Origin of the sequence: Gynuella sp. (genome assembly GCF_050297175.1) — a bacterium.
Taxonomy (GTDB): Bacteria; Pseudomonadota; Gammaproteobacteria; order Pseudomonadales; family Natronospirillaceae; genus Gynuella.
Genome location: NZ_JBNKSF010000016.1, coordinates 41,512 through 68,197, shown reverse-complemented (window position 1 = coordinate 68,197; position 26,686 = coordinate 41,512). Strand labels below are relative to the sequence as shown.

General features: G+C 49.8%; 20 protein-coding genes. 7 read left to right on the top strand and 13 right to left on the bottom strand.

Going from position 1 to position 26,686, the window contains the following annotated elements:
• The 10 genes from ACQY6I_RS06270 to ACQY6I_RS06225 all read right to left on the bottom strand — a co-directional run.
• A partial coding sequence (locus tag ACQY6I_RS06270) for a hypothetical protein (protein WP_428240616.1) occupies positions 1-180 on the bottom strand: 180 nt, incomplete at its 3' end.
• Between the two features lie 18 nt (positions 181-198).
• Positions 199-798, bottom strand: coding sequence for a LysM peptidoglycan-binding domain-containing protein (locus tag ACQY6I_RS06265; protein WP_428240615.1), 600 nt, complete (start codon positions 796-798; stop codon positions 199-201).
• Positions 799-802: 4 nt separating this feature from the next.
• On the bottom strand, positions 803-3,118 hold the full coding sequence (locus ACQY6I_RS06260; protein WP_428240614.1) for a contractile injection system protein, VgrG/Pvc8 family: 2,316 nt from the start codon (positions 3,116-3,118) through the stop codon (positions 803-805).
• Positions 3,119-3,129: 11 nt separating this feature from the next.
• On the bottom strand, positions 3,130-5,169 hold the full coding sequence (locus ACQY6I_RS06255) for a type VI secretion system Vgr family protein (protein ID WP_428240613.1): 2,040 nt from the start codon (positions 5,167-5,169) through the stop codon (positions 3,130-3,132).
• A 428-nt stretch (positions 5,170-5,597) separates the two neighbouring features.
• On the bottom strand, positions 5,598-6,950 hold the full coding sequence (locus ACQY6I_RS06250) for a sodium-dependent transporter (protein ID WP_428240612.1): 1,353 nt from the start codon (positions 6,948-6,950) through the stop codon (positions 5,598-5,600).
• Positions 6,951-7,133: 183 nt separating this feature from the next.
• Entirely contained in the window at positions 7,134-8,690 is a 1,557-nt protein-coding gene (locus ACQY6I_RS06245) for an ATP-binding cassette domain-containing protein (RefSeq protein ID WP_428240611.1), read from the bottom strand.
• Positions 8,683-10,344: an ABC transporter ATP-binding protein/permease gene (locus ACQY6I_RS06240; protein ID WP_428240610.1), complete on the bottom strand. Its 1,662-nt coding sequence runs from the start codon at positions 10,342-10,344 to the stop codon at positions 8,683-8,685. Before ACQY6I_RS06240 ends, ACQY6I_RS06245 begins: the two co-directional genes overlap by 8 nt.
• A gap of 58 nt (positions 10,345-10,402) precedes the next feature.
• Positions 10,403-10,519: a cytochrome bd-I oxidase subunit CydX gene (gene cydX, locus ACQY6I_RS06235; protein ID WP_428240609.1), complete on the bottom strand. Its 117-nt coding sequence runs from the start codon at positions 10,517-10,519 to the stop codon at positions 10,403-10,405.
• A gap of 21 nt (positions 10,520-10,540) precedes the next feature.
• On the bottom strand, positions 10,541-11,680 hold the full coding sequence (gene cydB / locus ACQY6I_RS06230) for a cytochrome d ubiquinol oxidase subunit II (protein WP_428240608.1): 1,140 nt from the start codon (positions 11,678-11,680) through the stop codon (positions 10,541-10,543).
• Entirely contained in the window at positions 11,677-13,242 is a 1,566-nt protein-coding gene (locus ACQY6I_RS06225) for a cytochrome ubiquinol oxidase subunit I (RefSeq protein ID WP_428240607.1), read from the bottom strand. The genes cydB and ACQY6I_RS06225 overlap by 4 nt, the downstream gene beginning before the upstream one ends.
• A gap of 1,106 nt (positions 13,243-14,348) precedes the next feature.
• On the opposite strand from ACQY6I_RS06225, the gene ACQY6I_RS06220 reads away from it, so the two are divergent.
• Positions 14,349-15,947, top strand: a complete 1,599-nt coding sequence (locus ACQY6I_RS06220) for a methyl-accepting chemotaxis protein (RefSeq protein WP_428240606.1) — start codon at positions 14,349-14,351, stop codon at positions 15,945-15,947.
• A 50-nt stretch (positions 15,948-15,997) separates the two neighbouring features.
• On the opposite strand, the gene ACQY6I_RS06215 is transcribed toward ACQY6I_RS06220, so the two are convergent.
• Positions 15,998-17,182, bottom strand: a complete 1,185-nt coding sequence (locus ACQY6I_RS06215; protein WP_428240605.1) for an aromatic amino acid transaminase — start codon at positions 17,180-17,182, stop codon at positions 15,998-16,000.
• Between the two features lie 358 nt (positions 17,183-17,540).
• Between ACQY6I_RS06215 and ACQY6I_RS06210 the strand changes: the two genes are divergently transcribed.
• The 5 genes from ACQY6I_RS06210 to ACQY6I_RS06190 all read left to right on the top strand — a co-directional run bounded on the left by ACQY6I_RS06210 (position 17,541) and on the right by ACQY6I_RS06190 (position 24,769).
• Positions 17,541-19,172: a methyl-accepting chemotaxis protein gene (locus tag ACQY6I_RS06210; RefSeq protein WP_428240604.1), complete on the top strand. Its 1,632-nt coding sequence runs from the start codon at positions 17,541-17,543 to the stop codon at positions 19,170-19,172.
• 646 nt (positions 19,173-19,818) lie between these two features.
• Positions 19,819-21,768 carry a sensor histidine kinase gene (locus ACQY6I_RS06205; RefSeq protein ID WP_428240603.1) on the top strand — a complete coding sequence of 650 codons (1,950 nt, stop codon included), beginning with the start codon at positions 19,819-19,821 and terminating at the stop codon, positions 21,766-21,768.
• Between the two features lie 18 nt (positions 21,769-21,786).
• A complete protein-coding gene (locus ACQY6I_RS06200) occupies positions 21,787-22,209 on the top strand; it encodes a response regulator (RefSeq protein ID WP_428240602.1) in 423 nt (140 codons plus the stop codon).
• A gap of 53 nt (positions 22,210-22,262) precedes the next feature.
• On the top strand, positions 22,263-22,976 hold the full coding sequence (locus ACQY6I_RS06195; RefSeq protein WP_428240601.1) for a sensor histidine kinase: 714 nt from the start codon (positions 22,263-22,265) through the stop codon (positions 22,974-22,976).
• Positions 22,977-22,987: 11 nt separating this feature from the next.
• Positions 22,988-24,769 carry an EAL domain-containing protein gene (locus tag ACQY6I_RS06190; RefSeq protein WP_428240600.1) on the top strand — a complete coding sequence of 594 codons (1,782 nt, stop codon included), beginning with the start codon at positions 22,988-22,990 and terminating at the stop codon, positions 24,767-24,769.
• A gap of 10 nt (positions 24,770-24,779) precedes the next feature.
• Here the strand turns inward: ACQY6I_RS06190 and ACQY6I_RS06185 are convergent, their stop codons facing one another.
• Positions 24,780-25,286 carry a MarR family winged helix-turn-helix transcriptional regulator gene (locus tag ACQY6I_RS06185; RefSeq protein WP_428240599.1) on the bottom strand — a complete coding sequence of 169 codons (507 nt, stop codon included), beginning with the start codon at positions 25,284-25,286 and terminating at the stop codon, positions 24,780-24,782.
• A gap of 98 nt (positions 25,287-25,384) precedes the next feature.
• Between ACQY6I_RS06185 and ACQY6I_RS06180 the strand changes: the two genes are divergently transcribed.
• Positions 25,385-26,296, top strand: a complete 912-nt coding sequence (locus ACQY6I_RS06180; protein WP_428240598.1) for a DMT family transporter — start codon at positions 25,385-25,387, stop codon at positions 26,294-26,296.
• On the opposite strand, the gene fos is transcribed toward ACQY6I_RS06180, so the two are convergent.
• Positions 26,259-26,660 (bottom strand): fosfomycin resistance glutathione transferase, encoded by a 402-nt coding sequence (fos, locus tag ACQY6I_RS06175; protein ID WP_428240597.1) that lies wholly within the window; start codon positions 26,658-26,660, stop codon positions 26,259-26,261. The two genes, ACQY6I_RS06180 and fos, sit on opposite strands and share 38 nt — an antisense overlap.
• Positions 26,661-26,686 lie beyond the last annotated feature (26 nt).

The following is a 26,686-nucleotide window of genomic DNA, read 5'->3' as shown; positions in this document are numbered from 1 at the left end:
TTTTTTACCATGAACACGGTCCTGGTTGTAGTGCAGCCCATACAACACTTCAAGATCAATCGGATCGGCAAAGGCTTCCATTTGTTCAACGGAAAAGGGAGGTTCCGGTAACGGTTTGGCCTGGCACGCCGTAGCGGCCAGAGTGATCAGGCTAAAATAGTAGAGAGTACGAAGCGTCATTCAGCAGTCTCCAAAGGCTTATGCTTGTCCGGTGAGTTGTTGTTCAAGTTGATCAGGGCTTTGCCCGGTTTCATCGGCCCATGCGGTTATGAACTGATCGTTGTAGTGGCCAAGGCTGCCGGTCAGATTGGCTAGCCGTTGATCCATGCCGGCCGCCAGCTCTTCTGGCAGCAGAGTGCCGACGTCAAATCCGCGTATCCATTGGCGCTGCTGGTATTCCCAGGCCAGAATACCTTTGTCGCACTGGTTGGGCAGGGTCAGCCGGACAGTTCCACGGGCATCGGTGATACCACTGATATAGCGTTTGCAGTCCGGCCAGGTACATCGTACCTCCAGGTTTTTGAGCGGATTGAATGTGTTGTCGACCAGTGTCAGTTGTAATTGATACTGGTTGTCGGCAATCACCAACACGGTCAAATCGTTGATGGCGATGTCTTTACCCTGGCTGGCGGTATCAGGGATGACCAATTGGTCGCCTGGGGCCAGGCAACCACTGTGGCGCCGTTCATTAGTCAGTGACTGATTGTCGGGCAGGCTCCATATTTCCTCTGGGCTCAGACCGAACTCTGCGGCGATCGTTGTGAGACACTCTCCATGTCGAACCATATGTACTTTCATGCGTCTACTCCACTGTGTAGCCTAATACCCGTGCTTTTGCCCCTTCCATGTCGCTGCGGCGCAAATGCAAGCGGCCACTGCTATCGGTCTGAGTCAGTAATTCACGGCCATCGGCACGGGTAATGATGACTTTACAATGAGCTTGGAGCTCACCATCCTGGTTTTTGATTTCAAGTTCAATCCAGTCTTCGCTGTTGTCACTGCGGGCAATTTCGCGTTCATAGCTGTGTGGTGATCCTTCAATAGGTTCTCCGCCGTCAAGGCACAGCTCCAGCGTCTCCACTATTGCCGGTATCTCCAGCGCTGCCACACTCTCCGGCTCATTCCCGCTGCCGGTTTCATAACTGATATCACCATTCAGCTGGGTGCCGCTCTGGCCGTTGAGGGTGATTTTTTTGCCCCAGAGTTTGATGTTGCCGGCGGCGTCGAGTTGTATACCGCCAGTGCCGTCGGTGATGACGATGTTGCCACCCTGGCTGGTGAGGTCGATGGTGCCATTGATCTGATGGGTGGCTTTGGCGGCGACTTTCACCTGCATGTCGCCACCGCTGACTTCGGTGTTGAAGCCGTCGCCGACGGTGATCTGGATATCGCCATCGGCGGCCTGGAGGCTGTAGTCACCATCGCTGTTGTGGTAGATGTTCTGCTCGGCGCTGAGGTTCATTTCTGTGGCGGCCTGATGACGAATCGCACCTTGTTCGGTGTGCAGCTCGCTGTTTTGTTTGACCTGTACGGTGCGGTGCTGGCCGATGCGTTCGTTGAGATTTTCACCGGTGTTGATTAACAACCGGGTGCCGGCCGTGAGGCGGAGGCTGCCGTACTGGCTCAGGATGCCGGCGAAGGCGGCTTCGTTCTGGGCGCAGAGTTCGCACTGGTTTTGACCGTCGAAGGTGAACAGGGCGATGCGATTCACATAGGGATCATCATCGAACAGCAGTTCGTTCTGACTGGGTGTGACGATCCGGGACTGGCTGGCGTTTTCGCTGGTCACCGGTCCAATCTGCCGCCGGTTGGGTATGAACCCTAATATGGCCATACGGGCAGGATCGTTATTCAGACAGCTGACCAGTACCGTGCTTTGATCGAGTAGCGGAAAATGCCAGCCGGCGGAAGGGGCCTGTTCGGTTTCCGGACTGGCGTAAATGCTGACACGCTCCAGCAGCGGGCTGGCCTGGGCAATGGGTTTGCCGCTCTGGTCAAAGGCTGGCCGCAGATAGTAACGACCATCGGCACTGAGCTCGGCGTAGTCATGGTGACTCTCGATCTGGGCCGGAAACAGCAGTGGTTTATCAGCTTGTTCAGCCAGTGTCAGGCGTACCGGTGTGGTGCGGCGAATAACCCAGGCTTCGTTGTGGTAGCGCAGGCCATAACCGCTCCCGGCGGTACGGGCGTGGTGACGGACTTTGTGAATGCGAAATTCACCGCTTTCGGCAACCGGGAGTTGAGAGGCATCGAGTACCAGGGTATAGCCGACGGCGAGCAGAGGCTGAAAGCTGTGCAGTTCCAGTTGCCAGTCGAATTGTTCGTCGGCCTGTTGTTGAAACAGGGCCCGTTGTTCGGCTTGGGAGCGTGATAACGGCGGTTCGAAACCTTGTATATTGGCATCATCGCGGCTCAGTGAACGGGTATTGCCTTTGACCGCATGGCCATAGCGGCGACGGCGTCCGGTCACCCGGCGTATGGCTTTGGTGATGCGATTGAGTTGGGCATCGGGCGCCAGTCCGGATACTACCTGGGCCCACTGGACCTGTTCAAGGTAAGGGCTGACGCTGGGGTCATTACGGATGACCAGGGTTTCATGGTGGCGTTCGGGGTGGTGTTCGAGCCAGTAAATACCACCCACTTCAGCTAGCAGACGATGGAAGCATTGCAGGTTGTCTTCCTGGGCTTGCAGGTATGGCCCTTTAGGCGCGGGTACCGGGTCGAGGGTCAGTTCTATCTCGAAGTCCTGATAACCGCATTCGCGCAACAGTTGCCGTAATACCTGCTCACGGCTGAGGTCTATGAACAGCCGGGTACGTTGCAGGCGGGTACCCCAGAGCAATTTGGAACACAGGTAGAATTGCCAGTACTCGCCAGCACCTTCGCTGTGGTATTGAATGCGGTCGATGACCAGCTGCCAGACACGCTGATGATCTCCTGCCTGCATGGAGACGGTAACAGCCTGGCCCAGCAATGCATCGGTATCTTCGAACAGATCGGTGACCGGGCAGTTAATTTCCAGCCGGGTCGGCTGGTTCAGATCTTCCCAGCCTTCCATGTATTGCACCGGTAATTGGGTACCGCTGGCGAGGGTGAGGGTGATTTCGGTGAATGTCATCGTGGCCGCCCTCAGTTGTCGCCGATACTGCCGCCTTTGATGGCGATGCTGTCAGCGGTCAGTTCAATGCTATTGGCCTGTAGAGTCAGGTTGCCGGAGCCGTCCAACTGCAGGGTGGCGTCGCCCTGGGTGATGGTGATGCTGTTACCCTGGCTGTTGAATACCTGATCGGCTCCGGTTTCCAGGCTGTAACTGCCATCACTGACGAGAACTTCGCAGTTGCCACTGTCAACCTGCTGCCAGAAATGGTTGCCGGCCTGGAATTGCATGGCTTTGGTGGCACGCAGTTCGATATTTTGTTCGCGGTTATGCATGCGTATGGCTTTGCCGGCGGTCCACTCCATATCCGTCGATGCGGCTACGGTGATTTGTCCTTCCTCGGTTTGCAGGCTGTAGTCCTGCTGTACGTGAATGCTGTGATTGGCTCCAACGGTAACTTGTTGGTCCTCGCCACTCTCAAAGGTGGCGGATTTGCCGGCACGTAAGCGAACTTCACCTTCTTCAGAGACGAGTTCGGCAAAGTGACCTTCACTGGCGGCACTGAGGGTCAGGTGGTTCTGATCTTTCGCAGTGGTCAGATGAATGTGTTCCTGATCGGGTGTGTCATCGAACAGCAGCCGGTGGTCGCCACGGGTGCGAATCAGGTTCTGCCGGGCGTTAGCGTCGGTGACCGGGTTTTCGGCCTGTTCGTTATACAGTGCGCCTTGTATGTAAGGGCGGTCGAGGTCACCGTTTTCCCACAAAACAGAAACTTCTGTGCCTTTGGCCAGCGGGAAGTGCATGCCGTGGTCACTGCCACCCAGGGGTTGCATCAACCGAACGGGAGGGCTGGCGGGCCCTTCGCTGTTTGCACGGCGGTCGAATGGCAGCCGCACACGGTAACAACCGTTGTCGTCGATTTCTTCGGCGATTACGGCACTCATGGCCGCGTAATGCGGTGTTCTGGGGGCATATGGTGGGCACCAGGGCAGATCTGCCGGTAGAACGATCAGCGTGCATGTCCAGCCCTGATCATTGCTGCCGCCACTGGCAGCACGCTGGGAACCGGAATATTCGACGTGGATGACCCGGTAGTCGCCACTGAAACGGGGGTGTTCGGTCAGCTGCAACAACATGCCCGGAGCGAACTCGCGGCTGGTGGTACGAATGGTCAGGGTCTGGCGCTGCCAGTCATGAATCTGTGCTATCCGGGTCGCCAATTGCCGGCCACTGTCGGAGGAATCGTAGTTTAGTCCCCAGTGTTCGCTGGTGCCGATGCCCTGATTGCCGCCGAGACTGGCATCCGTCATCAGGCTGGCGGAGACCCAGGGCTGGTAGTCATTTAAGGCAATCTGAGACAGATGGTGTTGCTGGTTTTGAATGACAGCGAAAGCATGGGTGTCGTCTTTGGCTGCACCTGCGTTGGTGGCAAAGCGTTGGCGGATCGTAATTTCGTGCTCGGGCAATTGGGTCAGGTCGTCACTCAATTGTACGACCGTTCGGGTATCATCCTGATGAAGATTCAGAAACACGCCTTCTTTGGCCAGAATACGACGAATGAAATCGTAGTCGGATTCGTGATATTGCACCGTCATCGGTAACACCGGCGAGGTTTGACAGAGCACATCGACGCCCGCCAGGTCGCCAAGGCTGTGTTGCAGCAGTTCTTCGGCAATCTCGGTCGCTGAACGGTCTACAAAGACCCGGTTATGCTGCTGATGACGCAGGGGATTTAAGACCGACGAGATGGTCAGCTGTAAGCCCCGATAGTCACCATTGCCGTCTGCATCGGTCCATTCTGTGATCAATCCGTGCAGTGGTTTCAGGGATCCACCGGTTTGCAACTGGAACGTCGTTGTTGCATGCAGCAGAGTGGTATCGTCAATATCCTTGAGGGCCAGGATTTTCAGTTTCAGAGTAAAGTCCTGGTGAAAGCGCCAGTGTTGTAACTTTACATTCTCAACCAGAAAACTGTCAGCAGGCAGATCGCCGACTTTGAGAAAGAACTGGCTGCTGTCTGCGCCTAGAATCTGGCGGGCAGCATGAACGATGGGGGCAGTGGATTGGGTCATCTCGAAAGTTCCTTATCGAAAACAGAAATTCAATAACCTGAATGAGCAACAGGCAAAACGGGGGAATGAAGGGAAAATCACTGGCCGGTCCTCAGGCATGACTTTAATAATCAGGTACTGAGTGTGATATTCACTGGGGAAACAGAAAATAACTGCGTCATGAGAAAAGGCATCGAAAGCTCCTTATCGATTAATTCATTCCTGAGACAGAGATGGTCGAAGACTGGCTGACCATTAATGTGAATGGTGACTTATAGTACGTCAGGTGATGGTTAGCAAGCAGATTAGTTAGGGTTTGTGAGAAGTGTCTCATATCATATGTGCAGGCCAGTGATTGCAATGGTCTACTGCATTTTCACGACATGGCTGCAATCATCATGATGAACATTTGATTGAGGCTCCAGCAGATCGCTGGAGCCGAAAGGTTGTTATTGCAGCAGGTTATAGATAAAGACAATCAGTACCAGAACCGGAGCGATAAAGCGCACCAATATCAGCCAGAGCTGATGAGCAAGCGGTGTGATCGACATTTCTTCGCGGCTGATCCGGGTTTTGACCACCCAGCCGGCAAACAGCGCAATGAACATTCCTCCTAGCGGTAACATGATATTGGCGGTGACATAGTCCAGGAAGTCGAAGAAGTTTTTGCCAAATATCAGAATGTCACTGCCTTTGTTGAAGGACAATAATGCGCCAACTCCAAGTACCCAACCTAGCCCACCGAGGACCAGGCAGGCCTGCAAGCGGTTTAGTTTGAATTTTTCCACGACAAACGCAACAGACGGCTCCATCAATGAAATAGAGGAGGTCCAGGCTGCAATGCCGACCAGAATAAAGAACAGTGTGCCGAACAGTTGACCCAAAGCGATATTGCCGAACGCAACCGGCAGTGTTACCAGCATCAGGCCAGGCCCCTGACCAGGATCCATTTGGTTGGCAAAGACAATTGGAAAGATGGCCAATCCGGCAATCAAAGCAACGGCGGTATCCAGAAAGACCACGAGTACGGCGGTGCTGCCGATGGAGGCTTTCTGCGTCATATAAGAGCCGTAAGCAATCATGGTGCCCATCCCCAGGCTAAGGGTGAAGAAAGCATGTCCGAGGGCCGAGAGAACCGCTTTTGCCGTCAGTTTTGAAGGCTCAAAATCAAACATAAAATGCCAGGCATCGGCAAAATGACCGCTGCTGACACCGTAACCGAATGCGACGACCAGCAGGACAAACAGGATCGGCATGAGAATTCTGACACCGCGCTCCAGGCCTTCATTGACACCTTTAACCACAATCGCCATGGTCAGTACGGTAAAAATGGTATGCCAGATCAGCATTTTGCCTGGATCGGCTAGGAGGGCATTGAAGATATTGCCAACCTGCTCCATATTGCTGCCATTGAATGTACCGCTGCCCATTTCGACGGCATATTCCAGAATCCAGCCTGCGACAACAGAATAGAAACCGAAAATCAGCAAACCCGCGACGGCACCAACCCAGCCGATCAATTGCCACAAGGTCGATCCGTTTGATTCGGAGGCAACATCGATCAGTGAGTTGACCGGGCTTTGGCGCCCCCGGCGTCCAACCATGATTTCTGCCATCAGAATTGGTAGCCCGATCAGTGCGACGCAGATCAGATATACCAGGACAAATGCCCCGCCACCGTTGACGCCGGTAATATAAGGAAATTTCCAGATATTACCCAAACCAACAGCGGAACCCGTTGCCGCCATAATAAAGACCCAGCGACTGGCCCAAATACCGTGTATGGATTTTTTGTCTGACATTACAACTTTTTCTTTGAGTATGAATAGTGGAGCCTGGGATTCTTCCGAAAGCGCCCCTTAGATGCAAGGTGATATGTCAAGAAATTGGAAACAAGAGTTGATAAGTCCATTCAAGCGCTAAAAACTCATCTGATTTGGTGTCATTTCTACTGATATTTGGCCGGCATAAATACTTATATTTGGTCAGGGCCGGCTGGAGATTGCAGTGTCGCTCTGATCCATATCGACAATCTGAGTCAGCAGGATATTTTCAGGTTCAATGTGGGAAGCAATGATTACTATATGCTGATCCCGAATCCTTTCGAGATTGTTGGTCAAGGTATTGCGGGTTTGTTGGTCGAGTCCTTCAAATGGTTCATCCAGCAGCCAGACCTGTGCTTTGCTGAGCCAGGCACGGGCCAGTCCCAGGCGTTTTTTTTCGCCCCCGGACAGGTCCCTGCCGAGTTCTCCAAGCCATTGATCCAGTCCTTCCTGCAACAATGTTTCGAGTTGGGCAAACTGTAAGGCTTGAATTAATCGGGTGTCATCGGCATCGGGAGCGGCCAGCAGCAGATTGTTACGCAGACTGTCTGACAGAATATAGGGGAATTGTTCGATGTATAGCAACGAAGCGGGTTGCCACTGTCGGCGGGTCTGACCGTTCAACTGTAATGTTCCGTAAAATGGCAAAAGGCCCCCCAGTGCCATCAGCAGAGAACTTTTACCACTACCGGAGCTGCCTTTAATCCACAGAATATTGCCACGCTGAAGTTGCAGGTTGAGTGCCTGGCCCAGCTGTTCATCCCTCTGCCAGCCAAAATCTTGTAATCGTAACTGATGGACATTCACGGCTGCCGGGGTGTTATCTGCAGCGATGCTCTCTGGTGCTGTGTCAGTCGCGAGCATCAGGCGGGCCTGACGGGCATCGATGCCGGCACTGATGGCGCGAATACTGTTTCCGAGCCAGTCCGGTATGGCGAGATAGACCAGAAACACCAGCAGTGCGTAAGGCGAGCCGGTAAGTGTTTCCGGAACGGTGCCAATGGCGACAACCAAGGCTATCGATGATAACAGTAACAACCCCCATTCACTTTGATGCTGACGTGCCTGTAATGTCAGTAGCTGGTTGAGCCACACCTGTTCCCGCTGGTTCATTGTCTGGTGACTCAGTTGATAATTCCACAGTGGGGCTGAACGCAGATAGTGTTCCAGCTCAAAGCGATATTCTGACTGTTGTTCATTCAGGCGCTGTTTGATGTTCCGCAAGCGCTGGTATTGCAGAATGATCAGACCGATGACCAGTAACATGGTCGCGATGAACAGGCTCAGCTGACCCGGTGCCAGCATGATCAGGGTTATTCCCACCGCAGTGGCCAGGGTCAGGGCAGAGAGATTCGGGTGCAGATAGCTCAGACTGGCGTTGGCCAGCGACTCCGTATGCAGGGTCAGCTTTTCCAGTTCTCCGGCCCGCGCTGCCGTTTGTGAGGACTGTATGACCTGGGTAAACAGTTTCAGTCTCAGCATACCGAGGATGTCAAACAGCGAGGCATGGCCGACATACTTTTCTCCATAGCCGCTGATAATGCGGACAAACGCCAGCAACCGGATCAGCGTGGAAGGCACAACGTAATTGAAATTCAGAGCCAGAGGGCTCAGACCGGCGACTGCCGCCGCTGCGATAAACCAGCCAGACAGCAGTAAGAGTGTCAAACCGGCAGCAGCATTGATGATGGCCAGTAACAGGGCACTGACTCTAAGCATGACGCTCGATCTCCTGTTGAACGAAATCGCGCTGTTCGGCGTTAATGGTCCAGTGATGGGTGAAAAAGTCCTGGTCCAGCAGACGGTGCGAAATCCAGATCACGGTTTTTTCCTGCAGTAATTGCTGCAACAGTTCTGTCAGGCGCTGTTGTTGCTCCGATGCCAGATGAGCCGTGGGCTCGTCGAGAAAAATGACCGGCTGATCAAATAACAATATTCTGGCCAGGGCCAGTCGTTGCTGCTGACCACCGGACAATGGCGGATGTTCTCCCAGTGGTGTATCGAGCTGTTGTTTGCTCTGGGTTACCCAGTCGCTCAGCTCGACCCGTTGCAACACTTGCCAGAGCTGTTCGTCACTACGTGGGTGTCCCAGGGTCAGGTTCTCGCGGACAGTACCCGGTAGTAGTACGGCTTGCTGACCAAGCCAGGAAATCTGCTGCCATTGCAATACTTCCACCGGTTGTTCGCAGCTCAGCGTGCGTTGTCCCATCAAGGCTTCAAGCAGCGTCGATTTACCTGCCCCTGAAGGCCCTTGCAACAGCACCTTGTCGCCGGGATGAAGATCAAGCTGATGAATCTGAATCAACGGCTGGCCGCCATCATGGAGGATGCTGACCTCCCGCCAGTGCAGTTCATGATGGCTGGAGCGATCGTGCGGTACATCGACCGGGCGGGCAATGATCTGTTGTAAATCCTGGGCGGCACCGAGGGCCTCGGCTTTGCTGTGGTAGAACCGGCCGAGGGTTTTGAGTTCGGCAAAGAACAGTGGTGCCAGTAACAATACAAACAGGCCTTTTTGCAGATCCATCGGTTGTCCCCAATTACCGAATGGAATATCTCCCAGCAGGGAGAATCCGATGATCACGGCCACCAGCGCCATGGCAATCGTGGCGAAAAAGTCGAGTACAGAAGAGGAGAGAAATGCCAGGCTGACGACTTTCAATGTACGTGTTTTCAATTGCTCGGAGGCCTGCTCAAATAGCTGTTTTTCCGCGTCAGTGCGGTCAAATACTGTCAGCAGCTGTTTTGCCTTCAGGCGATCCAGAAAAATACCGCCAAGTCGTTCGATGGCCAGAAAATGCTGTCGATGAGCATTGGCGGCTCCGACGCCGACGATCCACATGAACAATGGCACCAACGGCGCTGACAGCAGTAATAGAAGGCCGGCCAGCCAGCTCAACGGCATCACTACCGCCAGCACGATCAGAGGGATGATGCTGGCAATACGTTGCTGGGTAAGGTAATCGCAGTAGTATCCCTGCAATGCGGGTATCCGTTTCAGAAAGAAGGACTGCCAGCTGGCGTTACTGTGGCTACGGGATAATGCCAGGCTGTATTGCTGCAAGCGCTGGTGCAGAGCCTGCTGGAAATGCAGCATGACCTGACGGCGTAACATCGTTTGCTGATGCGCCTTAAGTTGATGGAATAACAGTTGCGCGGCCAGGCACAGTATCAGCTCGCCGAGCAGTACGGCAGAGGGGCGTTGCTGATGAATAATCAGCGTTTGGGCAATGACAGCAATGAGATACAGCGAGGCCAGTTGCACTATAAACTGCAGCACGGCAGCCAGTACCACTTTGCGCGTGGTGGATTGGAATGGCTGGCTCTGTTGCCTCAGCCACTGCATCAGTTGTGAGTCATTGCTGGATTTCATAACCTAAAAAAAGGGACTGGCCGGCTGGCTGCCGGTGTCCCCTTTACACCGGCAATGGCTATCTGTCGCTATCTATGTCGCGGTCCAGGTTTTCGGTGCTCTCAAGCCACATGGCATTAATGATACCGAAGGAGCAGGCCAGCAGGACGCCGAGTATCCAGGTAAAGTACCACATCTTGATTCTCCTAACAGACAGTTAATACAGGGAGTGGCTGTTGGCCACAATGTGTTCTTCTTTCAGGCGACCACGCATGACCCAGAAGCAGTAAGCTGTGTAAGCCAGGACAATCGGCACAAAGATCATGGCCACCCAGAACATGATGTCGAGGGTTTTATGGCTGGATGTTGCATCCCAGATTGTCAGTGAGGCATTCAGCATAGTATTGCTGGGCATCAGGAACGGGAACATGGAGAACCCTGCAGTCAGAATAATACCGGCGATGGTCAGTGAACTGAACACAAACGCCCAACCGGCTTTTCCGGCTTTGGACATCATTGCAGTCATGATGGACGCTACCACTCCGAGTACTGGAGCCGCGATCATCCAAGGATACAGAGTGTAGTTGTGCATCCAGCCCCCACTGACCGCTTCGACGGTTTTATGCAGTGGATTGGAGGCAGCTGCGCCGTTCACCGCAGAGGTGATGGCATAACCGTCCACGCCGAAGGCGACCCAGATGCCGGCCAGAATGAACAGCATGCAGGTGGTCAGAGACAACGCAAACGCCACACCTTCGGCGCGTTTTCGCAGCTCACCGGAGGTTTTCATCTGTAACCAGGTGGCGCCATGGGATAGCAGCATCGCAACACTGACCAGACCGGTGACCAGTGCAAATGGTCTGAGCAGACCGAAGAAGGAACCGCTGTAAGTGGCTTTCAGGTTGGCATCCATGGAGAACGGTACTCCGAGCAACAGGTTGCCAAACGCAACACCAAAGATCAGGGCGGGAACGATACCACCGGCAAACAATGCCCAATCCCAGAACTCGCGCCATTTGCGGTTTGGCAGTTTGCTGCGGTAGTCAAATCCCAGGGGGCGCATCCACAGAGCAGCCAGGGTCAGGCCAAGGGCCAAATAAAACCCGGAAAATGCGGTTGCGTAGATCAGTGGCCAGGCGGCAAAAATAGCGCCGCCGGCGGTGATAAACCAGACCTGATTTCCATCCCAGTGCGGGCCAATGGTATTGATCATGACCCGGCGTTCGTTGTCGCTTCTGCCGACCAGGGTTAACAGTGCACCGACCCCGAGATCGAAACCGTCAGTAATGGAAAAGCCGATAAGCAGAACTCCGACCAGTACCCACCAGATGATGCGCAACATTTCATAATCAATCATGCTTCAACTCCTTTCAGACGGCTGTTATCAGGAATAGGGGTATTGCTGCCAGACTCCGGCCCTTTGCGGGCAAACTTAACCATGACAAACATAGCCACCGCGAACATACAGGAATAGAACAGGCCAACACCCAACAGTGAGATGACGATGTCAGTGATGGTTAGATTGGAGACTGCCGTGTGTATTGGCAAAACCTCTGCAATTGCCCAGGGCTGACGGCCATATTCCGCCACAAACCAGCCGGCTTCACAGGCGATCCAGGGCAGGGGTAGGCTGAACAGAGCCATTTTCAGGAACCATTTGGGCTTGCCGATGTGGTGCCGGGTGCTGTACCAGAACGCCAGTGCGAACACCAGCAGCATAAAGAAACCGGCGGCCACCATGATGCGGAAACTCCAGAATATTGGCCAGATTTTTGGAATGCTGTAGTTGACAGCTTCATCCACTTCAGCCGCGGTTGGGTGATTCATGTCTTTGGCAAAGGGTTCCAGCAGCAGACCGTAACCCAGGTCCTTGACAGTGGCATCAAAGCGCGACTGCTCAGCCGTTGTCAGGCTTTGTTGCTGCATTTTTTGCAGCAGACTGTGGGCTTCGGCGCCATTGATGATTTTTTCCCGGTTGAGGTCTTTCAGATCTTTGATGCCGAGAACCGGTTCATCGATCGAACGGGTGGCGATCAAGCCCATAACATATGGAATCTTGATGGCAAAATCAGTGTGTTCTGTCTCGCTGTTGGGGAGTCCAAACAGGGTAAATGCAGCTGGCGGAGTCTGGGTTTCCCATTCCGCTTCCACGGCAGCCAGTTTGACTTTCTGCACATCACCGAGCTCATAACCACTTTCGTCACCAAGCACGATCACAGACAGTGCTGAGGCAAGGCCGAAACTGGCAGCAATGGCAAAAGAGCGACGGGCAAATGCCACATGCCTGTTGCGCAGCAGGTAATAAGAGGAAATGGCCAGAATAAACATGGCTCCGGTGACATAACCGGCTGAGACGGTATGAACAAATTTTACCTGAGCCACTGGGTTGAAGATCAGATCGGAAAAGCTGGTCATTTCCATCCGCATGGTTTCTGGATTAAATACAGAGCCCTGAGGGTTTTGCATCCAGCCATTGGCAACGAGAATCCATAAGGCGGAAAAGTTGCTCCCCATTGCCACCAGCCAGGTTACCATCAGGTGCTTGACCTTGCTGAGCCGGTCCCAGCCGAAGAAAAACAGACCGACAAAGGTGGATTCCAGGAAGAATGCCATCAGTCCTTCTATTGCCAGAGGAGCTCCGAAAATATCACCAACATAATGGGAGTAGTATGACCAGTTCATGCCGAACTGAAACTCCATGGTAATACCTGTCGCGACACCAATGGCAAAATTGATACCAAACAGCTTTCCCCAGAACTTAGTCATGTCACGGTAAATTTCTTTACCGGTCATCACATAGACAGATTCAATAACTGCCAATAAGAACGTTAATCCGAGGGTTAGCGGTACAAAAATAAAGTGATACATCGCGGTGAATGCAAATTGCAGCCGCGACAGCTCGATGAGAGTTTCGTTCATGGGTGATCCTCTTAATGCTGAGTGTCCCTTGGCGTTGTGCCGGTATCTGCCTTGGTGTGAGCCACCTTTGTTCAGTCTCTCCAAATATAGTGAACTGGTTCATTTCGAACAATGATGTATATCAGTAAAACCTAAAATAAATAAAAAAGATGCGACAAAAAGGTTGCTATATAAGGAAGACTTTGATCTATTAATAGATCTACAGAATAAGCACGTCCTATTGTTATAATTCAGAATTGCTTTCCTTTATTCGGCAAATACGATATTGCCAATGCTTCGACTGGCGCTGCTATGCGTATTCTCACCTTAGTATTTTCAAACCTTCCCTTCACCTTTTGCCAGCAAACCATTTTTTGGGACCTTTACCTGATACCGTCGCATTGAGGTGCAGAGTTCTGGTCATCATCGGTGGATCAATGATCGCTATAAGACGCTGCCGCCATAGGTCGTCAGATTTCCAATGCATCATAAAGTCTGGTCAGGCTGAGATCGCGTGTAAAAGGCACTCTCTGTTTAGGTCGTATAGGGTGAAAGGCAAAAAGGATTACGGCTGTTTTATGGTTAAGTCAGTTGTTCGACAACTGAAAAAATTACATGCCAGGTAGTAGAGTCCCGGTAGTGATGGATAAGTATTTTTTTTGTGTATCTGAAAACCGGTTGTCTTGTTAATTAATTCTGCAGATTTATCTCGTTTTAAGTTTTTTTGACTATAGTTTTAGTGTTGATTTGTCTTTTCTTTAAACAGAATCGACAGCCAAAGGTAATGCAGGTTTTTTTTGGCGGACTGTCGAGTTCGGGTCATCACACAGTTTTGAGGTAAGTATCTGTTTTTACAATAATTTTCAGTATTTTCTGAGAATTGTTGAAAGCTAAGGCGCCTCTGAAAAATAGGCCGTTTTTTCAAAGGTTCCCTAAGAGGTTTATGTCTCGATGGCTTTGATGGTAAGACAAGATGGATCAATGACCAATGGAGTGGTGTCTTACAGCAGTGAAGTGCCAGGTACTCTTAATAAAAAAATTTCAATTAGGGTTGTTTTATGAGCATGTCTGTCAAGGTTCGTTTGGTTTTTTTAGGAATTTTCCCCGTACTATTTCTCTCGGTGGTTATGCTGATAACTTTATACTTGCTGGACGAAAAGACCGTCCGAACACAGGTTCAGAGTGCATCTGAAGGTATGGTTGCGCTTAAGCGTGCCGAGTTAAAGCAATATATTGACCTGGCCTATTCCTCCATTGCTGATATTTATGAATCCGGAGGAAGTCTGGAGGAGGCTGTCCCCAAGCTTCAGCAGCTGAAGTTTGGTCAGAGCGGGTACATGTTTGGTTACAACAGCAAGGGTATACGGATTTTTCTGGGAGCTTCGGACGCTGGTATTGGTGAGAATTTTTGGAATTTGCAGGACAAGAAAGGCAATTATCTGATTCAGGGATTGATAAATGCCGGTAAGGATAAGACTGGTTACAGCAGTTACTGGTTTCCCAAACCGGGAGAGCAGGAACCGTTTGAAAAAGTCGCGTACTCCATCTACCTGCCACGATGGGATCTGGTAATCGGGACTGGATTCTACTTCGATGATATTCAAAGCATTCTGGAGACTCTGAAGCGCCATGCCAAGGAGGCTTCAGACAAAAGTCTGATGGTCAGCCTGATAATTGCATTGATCAGTCTGGCAATTGCGGTTGTTCTGGCCGTTTTCTTTGCGACCCCATTGATTCGGGCCATCCAGCGGATTTCCAAATCACTTGAAGAACTCAGTCAGGGTCATGGTGATCTGACCTATAAGATGGAGGTACTGGACCGCCACGAGATCGGAACGTTGTCGCTACACGTGAATAACTTCATAGATAATCTTGCAAATATTGTGCGGCAGATTCGTGGTGCCTCCCAACGGGTGGATGACTCGGCAGATCGGATTGTCAGTAACTCCACCCAGATCAATGACCTGTTCGACAGCCAGCGCGTTGAGACCGATCAGATTTCCACGGCAGTCACCGAAATGGCAGCGTCAGCAGTAGAGATCTCAGAGAATATTTCAGTGGTGGCTGATGCGATTACCGATGGTGAGAAGGAAGCCCGCGAGGCAACAGAAACTGTGCAGCACTCGTTAGCCGATATCGAAAAGCTGGTGTCAGAGATCAGCAATGCCGCTGGGCGGGTGAATGTCCTCAGTAATGACGTCAACGAGATTGTGTCGGTTCTGGATGTCATCAAAAGCATCGCCGAACAGACTAATTTATTGGCGCTGAATGCCGCGATAGAAGCGGCTCGTGCGGGTGAACAGGGACGTGGGTTTGCGGTGGTGGCTGATGAGGTCAGAAATCTGGCAGGCAAGACACAGAACAGCACCGAGGAAATTGGTCAAATGATCGAGCGTCTGAAACGGGGGGCAACAGAAGCCATCACCGCGATGGAACAATCGGAAAAACGCAGTGGATCCACTCAGTCAACCGCTATCACTGCAGCGGAATCGTTGAAAAAGATCTCCACGTTGGTGACTTCCGTCAATGGTATGGCCCAGCAGATTGCGACTGCTTCGGAAGAGCAAAGTGGTGTCTGTCGGGATGTTGCTGAACGAATTACGGTCATTGCCGATCAGGCTTCAGATTCAGCGGGTTTTGTACACGACAACGATCAATCCGCTCGTCAGGTAGCCAGTCATGCCAGTGAGTTGATTGGGTTGGTGAGTCGATTTAAAACCGAGTAATCAAATTGGTTGCCCGGATTCGGTGAATCCAGGCAACCGGAACACTGAGGTCAGGCGCCGACAGCCAGGAAGGAGTCGATCAGATAGGGAATAGCCTGTTCCTGCATACCAGCAACGTTCACGCGGCTGTCTCCAACGATATATATTCCGAATTCCTCTCGCAGGCGATTAATCTGTTCTGTACTCAGTCCGGTAACAGAAAACATGCCTTTATGATGCTCAAAGAATGCAAACCGATCTTCTCCGGTTTTGGCCCGAAATTGAGTGCTTATCGATGTACGCAGACTTTTGATGCGGGTCAGCATGGCATTTAACTCCTGTAACCACTGCTGCTTAAGTTCCGGAGTTGTCAGAATATGTGCCACGATGGCTGCACCGTGATCAGGGGGCATGGTGTAGTTGGCGCGCACGATTTCGAACATCCGGTTTCGTGCCTTACTGGCTGTTTGTTTGTCTTTACCAACCAATATTGCTGCACCGGTACGCTCACGATAAAGGCCAAAGTTTTTTGAGCAAGAGGTGGTGATGAGCACTTCATCTACCCGATCGACCACGTGCTGCAAGCCCTTTAGGTCCTGCTCCAGGCCGTCGCCAAACCCTTGATAGGCGATGTCGATAAACGGCAGGAACCCCTGTTTCTGGCTCATGCTCGTGATTTGCTGCCAGTGACTGAATTCCAGATCAACACCAGTAGGATTGTGGCAGCAACCGTGTAATAACAGAATGTCATCCGGACCCAGTTGAGCAAACTGTTCCAACATTGCGGCTTCATTGAGGGTCTTGGTATTGGGGTCAAAATAAGGATAACTTCTCACCTTCAGACCAGCGGCTTCCATAATTGGGCGATGATTAACGTAGCCAGGATCACTGATCCAGACGGTGCTATTGGGTTTGGTCTGTCTGATCAGATCGGCCAGCATTCTTAGAGCTCCGCTGGCTCCAGGGGTCTGTAAGGCAATGGCCCGATGCTCGGCTTCCGTGCCTGCCAGTAACAGATGGGTGATGGCTTCGTTGAAGATTTCATCACCGGCCAGTCCCACATAGGCTTTGGACGGTTGGTTTTCCAACAGATATTGCTCAGCGGTTTTGACAGCGGCCATGACCGGGGTGATGCCATTGTTGTTGCGATATACGCCGATACCCAGGTCCAGTTTGTTTGCTCTGGGATCGTCCTTATAAGCGGCGGACAAGCTTAAAATCGGGTCTTTTCGAGGTTCTGAGAGTAGTTCAAACATGGTGTTTCCAATAAGAGTCTGTGTCTGGTCGGGGCTCGCCAGTGTTTTTGATGGCCTTAGTGTATCCTGAATATCTTCTATAAGCACTGGTGACTTCGGTGTCTTCGCCGGCACTGGCGCATTGATCTACCTCAAGAGATTTCGTTGATAGGCAACTTTTTTTACACAAATGTCTGTTAGAAGTAATCCTCTGGCTATACTGGGGATATGACGTCATTTCATACCTCATAATTCCACCCTGCAGTTTATGGTTTACCTGTTGGTAGCTGTCGCCAACATGCCTAATAAGGACGGAAAATCAGAGTATTTGATCTGACAATTAATAATGACAAGGTAAACATAAAGGTAATTGACGGTTATGAATATGCTTAAACAATTGAATATCGCAATTAAGATTGCGTTATTGTCCTCTATTGCAGTCATTGCCATTTTACTATTGCAACTCAGGTCGTCTCTGGTTTTGCGGGAAAATCTGTTTGAAGACCGGAAATTGGAGACCCGGGCAGTAGTGGAAACGGCCTATGATGTAATTGATTTCTTCTATCAACAGCAGCAATCAGGAGCAATGGATAATTCACAGGCTCAGCAAACGGCTTTGGCCGTGATTCGTTCGCTGAAATACGATAAAAGCCAGTACTTTTTCGTATTGAATATGGATGGAATTATGCTGGCTCATGGTACCCATGCCAGTCTTGAAGGAAACGATTCCCTTAATATTCAGGATCCCAATGGTGTGATGATAAACCAGGAATTGATCAAAATGATTCGTTCCAAAGGCCAGGGATATATCAACTATGTATGGGATAAAACCGGCGATAAACACTATGTTTCCAAGATCACCTATGGACTTGGTCACAAGCCCTGGGGCTGGATTGTGGCATCAGGTATTTATGTGGATGATGTTGACAGCATATTCTATCAAAATATTTATAAGTCTTTGTTCGCCCTGGTTTTGGTATTGATGTTGTTACTGGCTGGATCATGGTTTATTGCCTCTACCATTACCAAGCCGGTTGCCAAACTATTAAACGTTATGCGAAATGTTGCTGACAAAATGGATTTACGGTTACGTGCTGATCTGGAAGGCAAAGATGAAGTCGGACAGATCGCTATTGCGTTTAACTCCATGTTATCTACCGTACAAAAAAGTATGACGTCTGTCTCTGAAACGGTGAACACTGTATCAACTGCTGCCAACGAGCTGACAGGCATTGCAGCTTCTTCCCAACAAGCCATCCGCAAACAATCCCAGGACATTGAAATGGTGGCCACTGCCATGAATGAGATGTCTTCAACGGTAGAGGAAGTTTCGAAGAATACTGAGAATACTGCTCAGAGTACTCGTGAGGCTCACAGCGAAGCTAATAACAGTTATCAAACAATGCTGGAGGCAAAAGCATCGATAAATGAGCTGGCGGAAGGTGTGCAACATGCGTCAGAGGTTATTAACGGCCTGGAGAAAGACAGCGAAAATATTGGTTCGATCCTGGATGTTATTCGTGGCATTGCTGAGCAGACCAACTTGCTGGCATTGAATGCCGCGATAGAGGCTGCACGGGCAGGAGAACAGGGACGAGGATTTGCAGTTGTTGCTGATGAAGTGCGTACCCTGGCAAAACGAACTCAGGATTCCATTGCCGAAATTGAAACCATGATCAAACGTTTGCAGGACGGTTCCCGTCGTGCGGTCAGTGTCATGCAGGAGAGCAAAGACACTGCCAATCAGAGTGTTTCGAAAGTAACGGTGGTGGCAGAATCGCTGGATCATATTAATCAGAATGTCGATTCCATCAATCAGATGAGTGTTCAAATTGCCACGTCTTCTGAAGAACAAGCTGCCGTGGCCAATGAAATCAACCAAAGCATTCTGAGCATTAATGAGAGTGCAGAAATCAGCAATGATGAAAGTCAGAAAGTTTCAGAAGCGAGTCATGAACTTTCCAGTATTGCTGAGTCACTGCGTCAGGTTATTTCTCGGTTCAAGATATAGCAAACGCAGTGTTCGTTGTTTTCCTTCATCCGATTCATCTACCTCTTTAGCACTAGATGAATCGGTTTTGTTAACATATTGGCGTCGCCTTAATTATCTTTTTTTGTAAAATTATTTATCTACTTTTTGCCGATTTTGTTAGTATGAAAACACTAACTAAAAACCTGTTTTTTTATAAGGCTATTACAGAGTAAATTTCCCATTTGTCTTACATCGTCGCGTCTTTTGAATATTTTCCTATCTGAAAGTAATTAAAGCCTGATCATGCGGCCATTAATCATCTTACATTTTATATGGTTTAAATCGGCTTTCCGCGGTTAATCGATCAAATAAATATGTGTCCAAAAAGAACTGTTCAAAAATACTGGATTGGCACTCTGAAATGATCTGCGCTATTTTGAGTTGGTAGCCTTATATCAGATGTTGTATCGGTATATCGCTTATGCTCAGATCGTCGTAAGAATGGTTTATCTGACGATCAGGTTCAGGATGGAGAGTTAATTTTTTACAAAAACTCAGTGTTGGGAAATGGTGCTCCTGTCGTTATGTCAGGATGACGAGAGGTTTGAGTCCTGGCTGTTTTGTATTCCTGAAACTGTTCACTTTTCAGAGAGCCAGAAACTATATGCGTATAACCAGCAATTCAATGAATAAAATACCTCTATGGAAAAGTAGTTTTCCTGTCGCCTATGTACTGTTATCCGTTGGTATCGTTTTATCTCTGTTCATTCCATTTATTCAGGGGACGGGCACTGTCCTCATGGAGGATATATCAGCCTACTCGGTTGTCCATGCCAGAACTGTTTGGGGTACTTCGTTTGTAGCGATTGTTTGTCTGTTGGCCTTTTGGGTCTATGTGGACATAACCAAAGAAACGTTGGTGGCCATTTTATTTGTATCACTCTTGGCGTCGTTGGTTATGGATGTGTACGTCGATATAAAAGTGGACTGGTTACTGAGCGGCAGTACTTGGGTGAATGGCCGGTTGTTATCCGCATGCGTACAGTCACTGGTATTGTTATTGGGTTATCTATTATTAACGCAAACGGACACCCGTCTTCACGTTAGTCAGTCCATGCTTATGGTCACGTTGGCTTGCAGCATAATCTTACCGCTGGTAGTAGCAGCGGTGTTTTCAAACTATCGCCAATATCAGCTGGCAACGATGCCAATGGCTATTGTGGTGGGGCTCTTTTATGCAGTCTGTTTCTACTTGGCCAGGCAATATTTTCAAAAACATCGAGATGAATGTTCCGTTGTTATCCTGATCACACTTGTTCCAGCACTGATGATACCCCCTACTGTTTTTTTTATTGGTAGTCGCGGCAGTGTTGCTGATTTTGTGATTCTTTATATCCTCAGAACGTTGATGTTTGTGATTCCTGTATTGTGGATGCTGATCAGTTTCCGGCGCCTTTATTTCCGTAAAAAAAGTGATGAAGAGGAAATGGTGGTACTGAATCAGAAATTGAGTAAATCTGAGTTTCGCTATGGTTCCATCAGTCAACTGATGCCAACCGGAGTTATGCTCATTGATGAGTCAGGCACTATCGTCGAAGCGAACGATCATGTCTGTAAGTTGTTTGGTTATTCTCCTGACGAATTTATTGGGCTGACAGTGGAACAACTGGTTCCGGAGCATATTCGTGGTGCACATGTGGGGCTGAGAAAGGCCTTCCGGCGTGAGAACAAAATGCGTCAGATGGCCAAAACCAGTAGTGAATTGGTTGGGTTGCGTAAGGATGGCAGCAGCGTACCGGTGGAAATTGGCTTGGCTCCCATTGAGTTGGATCAGCACCATTACACCTTAACCTCGGTAGTGGATGTCAGTGAGCGACGTCAGATGATGGAAGAATTAAAAGAAAAAAATATCAAGATGGATATGGCCATAGAGCGGTTGTCACAATCCAATCAGCAATTGGAGCGGTTTGCCTTTGTTTGTTCTCACGATTTGCAGGAACCGGTCAGAATGGTATTGAGCTTTTCTCAGTTTCTTGAACGCCGGCTGGAAGGTTCGCTGGATGAAAAGTCGCAGGAATACCTGAATTACATTACTGATGGTGCCATGAGAGCCAGGGAAATGATCACTGATATTCTTAACTTCTGCCGATTGGACCAGAATACGGATGGCCACAAACAGGTTGATCTGACAAAAACATGTTATCAGGTTAAAAACACGCTTCAGGAAGTATTGTCAGAGCGTCAGGCGGAATTCACCTGGGAAGATAATTTGCCGGTTATCGCCGCAGTGCCCTCTCAGATCTTTCAGCTAATACTGAACCTGGTTAGCAACGGCATTAAGTTTAACGTCAGTGAAGTGCCTGCCGTTCATGTTTCTGCAGTCATGCAGGCGGAGAATCTGCAAATCAGGATCCAGGATAATGGTATTGGTATTGATAAAAAATACCAGGAAAAGGTGTTCGAGATTTTTCAGCGTTTGAACTCCAAAGCTGAGTTTCCCGGAACCGGCATTGGTTTGGCGATCTGTAAAAAAATTGCTGATCAACATGGGGCTTCTTTGTCGATAGAGTCCAAAGCCGGAAAGGGTAGCTGTTTTATTCTGGAATGGCCGACTGGTGGAAATAAAAAAACATAAACCCTGCGGAGGTGCTACATGAAACCCATTAATATTTTGCTCATCGAAGATAATCCCGGTGACATTGAATTGGTCAGGGAAGGGTTTCGTCAAGCCAAAGTGACCAATGAGATCAGGGTTATCACGGATGGGCAGATTGCCTGGGATTTCTTTGATCAACTGCAACCGGATAATTTGCCCGATATTGTTCTGCTGGACATCAACTTACCAAAAGTCGATGGAATAGAAATATTACAGAAAATTCGTGCCTCTGAAATAAGCCATAATATTCCGGTTATTATCCTTACTTCATCAGAAGCGGATGAGGACGTTACCCGGAGTTATGATGAGCGAGTGAACAGCTATGTAACAAAACCGGTTGATTTTGCAAAGTTTTTGACGGTGATTCAATCTGTGGAAGATTTTTGGTTGTCGGTCGTTAAATTGCCAACCAAAAACTGAATGTTGTGAACCCCGGCTGTGGAAATACTCCCGGGTAATACGGAGTAAGTGCGATGAATTCACAGGGTAATGACAGGCGCGATGATGACCTGCAAAAACTGGTATACGGCATATCTCATGATATGGGGGCACCATTGCGGACCGTTGTGCAGTTTTCGAACCTGTTGACCCAATCGTTGGCAGATCGACTGACAGAAAAAGAGCTCTACTGGCTGCAGTTGATTCAGGAAGCCGGGCTACATGGGCAGCAGATGGTAGAGTCTTTGAAAAAATATTCCCGGCTGGTGACCCAAGTACAAGCGCCTACCACGTTTTCACTACAGCAACTGATTGATGAGATTCTGGTAACACTTCGGGGTACTTTTTTTCAGACGGCCAGAATTGAACTGCCAGAATCGGCACCGGACATTTTCGGTGTTCGTGAACATTGGTTTCTCGCATTGTCTGAAGTACTGAAAAATGCGTTTCAATATCAGCCCCAAAAAGATGACCATATGCCTGTTGTCAGAATTGGTTGTCGCATGAATGGTACTGAGTTATCCGTTACTACAGAAAGTAATGGGTTGGAAGTTGCCGACAATCAGTGGGAAAAACTGACTGTGCCATTTAAGCGAATGCAGCGACATGAGGATTATCCGGGCATCGGTATGGGTTTGGCATATTGTGAACGTATTGCCCGGTTGAATAATGGCTGGTTACAGTTTTCCCGTTCTGACCTTGGTGGACTGGCTGTTACTTTTACCTGTCATTTGAATAGATTGGAATGAGGACGTGGCAAATGAGTGCAAGTGGGCAGCAGAGAACTACGTATTTGAGGCAGTGTGAAGGCCTGAGTGATATCTTTCTGATGGCCGAAGACAATCCGGCAGATGCGGAACTGGTTACTGAAATGCTGAGACAGGCTTTTGATTCCCAATACTCCATTGTCTGCGTGGACTGTTTCTCTAAGGTAATGGATGCCCTGGCTGATGGAACCTTTCAGGCATTGATTCTGGATATGAATCTACCTGATCAGTCCGGTATCGATAACATTATGCAACTGGGAGCTCATTATCCTAATCTGCCTATTGTGATCCTCACCGGCCAGGATGACCTGAGCTCTGCCATTGATGCACTGCAGAACGGGGCTCAGGATTATCTTAGTAAGAACCACGTTACTCCGGAGATTCTGGCCCGCAGCCTGCGCTATGCGCAGGAACGAAAATACATTGAACAACAGCTCAAGAAGGCGCTGGACGATGCAGCTTATCGAAATATTCAATTGGAAACACAGGCCAAGTATGATCCTTTGACCAGGCTGCCAAACCGGACTTATTTTCACGATGCCGCCAATCGTATTCTGCACCGGGCAATGAGGGCGGCTGGACAGGTGGCATTGTTATATTTTGATCTCAACGGCTTTAAAAAAGTCAACGATGCCTATGGTCACTTGATCGGTGACAAGCTGTTGCAACAGATTTCTAGTCGTTTGACGGAAGTTGTGCGCGAAAATGATTTTCTGGCCAGACTGGGTGGCGACGAGTTCGTGGTAATTACCGATGTGCTCGAAAGCAAACAGGAAATTTATCCTCTGGTTAGACGCATTCAGGGTCAGTTTGATCATGTGTTCGAGATAGATACCCATCAAATTGTAATCAGGCCAGCTATCGGTGTTGCATTCTTTCCCGAGGCCGACAGTCTGGATCTGTTGATTAAGCAGGCTGACAGTGCGATGTATGAAGCCAAAGGAGATTTGGGTAATCCTGTCTGTTTCTATACTGAGCAGTTGGCGGCGCAGTTTGCAAGAACCCAGAAAATAGAGGTTGAAATGGGGCGGGCTTTGACACGCGGTGAACTGACATCCAGGTTTCAGCCGGTGATCGATACCACGCAGACTGACCGGATTTTGGTGGAGGTATTGATGCGCTGGTATTCCCCAAAACTTGGCTGGATCAGTCCGGATGAATTTATCCCGGTGGCGGAGTTTACCCCGGCCATAAATGAAATCACCCGTCAGGCGGTTAAAGATTCCGCTGAATTTTATAATGCCTTGATCTCTCTTCAGAACAAAATCGATAAGATCGCTATCAATGTTTGTGCCTCGCAATTGAGCAGTCGTTATTTCTGCAGACTGTTTTTGGAGTGGCTGGATGAGTTTGCATTGCCCAAGGACAAGATTTGCCTGGAGCTGACAGAGCGTCAGATCGTCGAAAATGCTGATATCTGCCGTGATCAGATTCATCTGCTGCAACAGCATAATATTCAAATTGCTCTGGATGATTTTGGTAGTGGTTATTCATCAATTACACATTTGTTGGATTTGCCGCTGAACATTCTCAAGCTGGATCGCAAGCTGCTGGATGGTATCGATCGGAATGAACGTAATCAGGCCCTGACTGCCGGAATCATTGAAATGGCGTCGCGTCTTAATATGAAGGTGGTGGCGGAAGGTATTGAGCGTCCGGAAGAATACAAGGTGGCGGTCGAACTGGGCTGTCATTACCTACAGGGATTTGGTATTGCCAAACCCCTGAGCATCGATGAAGTAGCGGTGTTTTATCATCGCGCTCAGTCGGATTAGCGATACCCGGTTATGGGCTTTGCTCGAGACTGATAAGCCAGTTCTTAAGCAATTGGTTTAATTGCTGCTGCTGATCCTGGGTTAGTTCTGACAGTAGGAGTGCTTGAGTCTGCAGGTGAGCTGTTACCGCCTGATTAATCAAAGCCAGTCCTTTGTCTGTCAGGGTTACGGTGACACTTCGGCGGTCTTCGTGACTGTGACTGCGGCTGATCAGACCTTTCTGTTCCAGTTTATCCAGACGATTGGTCATAGCGCCGGAACTGAGCATCATTGATTGAAACAACTCTGAAGGGGTCAGCGTATGTGGTGCTCCCGAACGTCGCAGAGTAGCCAATACATCAAATTCACCAGGTTTGAGATCAAATTCCAGGTGACATTCTTCAAGCAGCCTCATGCCTCGCTTATAGATACGTGACATGCGACCAATCAACTCCATTGGCAATAATTCGAGTTCCGGCCGCTCCGTGGACCATTGCTTTCTGATTTTATCGACTGAATCGGATACCTGTGTGCTCATTATTTAACCTTTTTCTGATATCTCAATATTAAGATACTTTACTCAATGACATTACCTGGGTATAGTTTTTAAAATATTTTGATATCGAGATACTTCATATGAATATTCTTATTGCAATGATAGTTCCATTTCTGTGGGGAACAACTGCTTCAGCCACGCACCTCGGGTTTATGGATTGGCCGCCACTGGCGTTGGCGGTATTACGATCTCTGCCAGCCGGACTGCTACTGCTACTGATTAAACCTGTGTGGCCGAAAGCTGGACAGTGGCGCTTGTTGTTGATTCATTCGGCGATCAATATCGCCTTGTTTTTTTGGCTGATTTTTCTGGTTGCGCAGAATCTGCCGGCCACTTTTGCCGCAGTCGGTATGGCGGGTACGCCGGTCGTCGCCCTGTTGTTTAGCTTTCTGTATAAAGGCTCGATACCCAATGTCTACCAGGTGCTCGCCTGTGTGCTACTGGTGCTGGCAACCTGGACGCTGTTTTCACCGGGCAACCAGCACGTTCAGTGGCTTGGTATTATCGCTATGGTATTGGCCATGGTGGTTATGGTGGCGGGGTCGGTATTTGCTCAGCAGGTCATGAGTCAGGTGAATTGGTGGACGATGGTGGTCTGGCAATTGATTCTGGGCGGGATCATGTTGCTACCGTTTGCTGCCTGGCAGTGGCTGTCGAATCCTCAGGCTTACGCCACCGCACTGGATATCAACATGTCTCGGGTGTTGTCGGGCATTTGGTTGGTGGTCATCAATACGGCTTTGGCTTATGCGCTCTTTATCTGGGTTTTACAGCGGGTCTCCATCGTTCAGTTTGCGTTTGCCAGCATTGCCAATCCGATTGGCGGCGTCATCATCGGAGCCTGGTTGGTGCACGAGCACTTCAGTTGGCCACAGTATCTGATCATGGCCGTCATGGTTGCCACCTCGTTGTTGGCACAATGGTTGTCGCAGAAGCCCCGGGGCTCTGCTGCTGCTAAAACCACTCTAAATCCGGATAGGGTTGTTTCCTGAGAGCTGCCAGCCGGCTGTCCAAAGACCCCAGGTGTAGCTCCAGTTTATGGCCATCAGGATCCAGGAAGTAGAACGATTCACCTTCACTGCGATTCTGCTTCCAGACCGTGACACCCGCATTGATCAGCCGGGCCTGCATTTGCGCAAAGGTTGCTTCCGGAACGCTGAAAGCGATGTGGGTGTAGTCCTGAACGGCTTGGGTATCCGGATCGACGGACAGACAGAGCCACAATTCACCTGCACTGAGATATGCACCGTTTTGCCATCTGACATGTGGTGTCAGGCCCAGTTCGATGGTGTAAAACCGAAAGGCGCGATCGAGTTCTGAAACAGCAAGGGTCAGGTGATTGAGCTGGGTGATCATGATGAATGTCCGTACAGTTTGCGCGA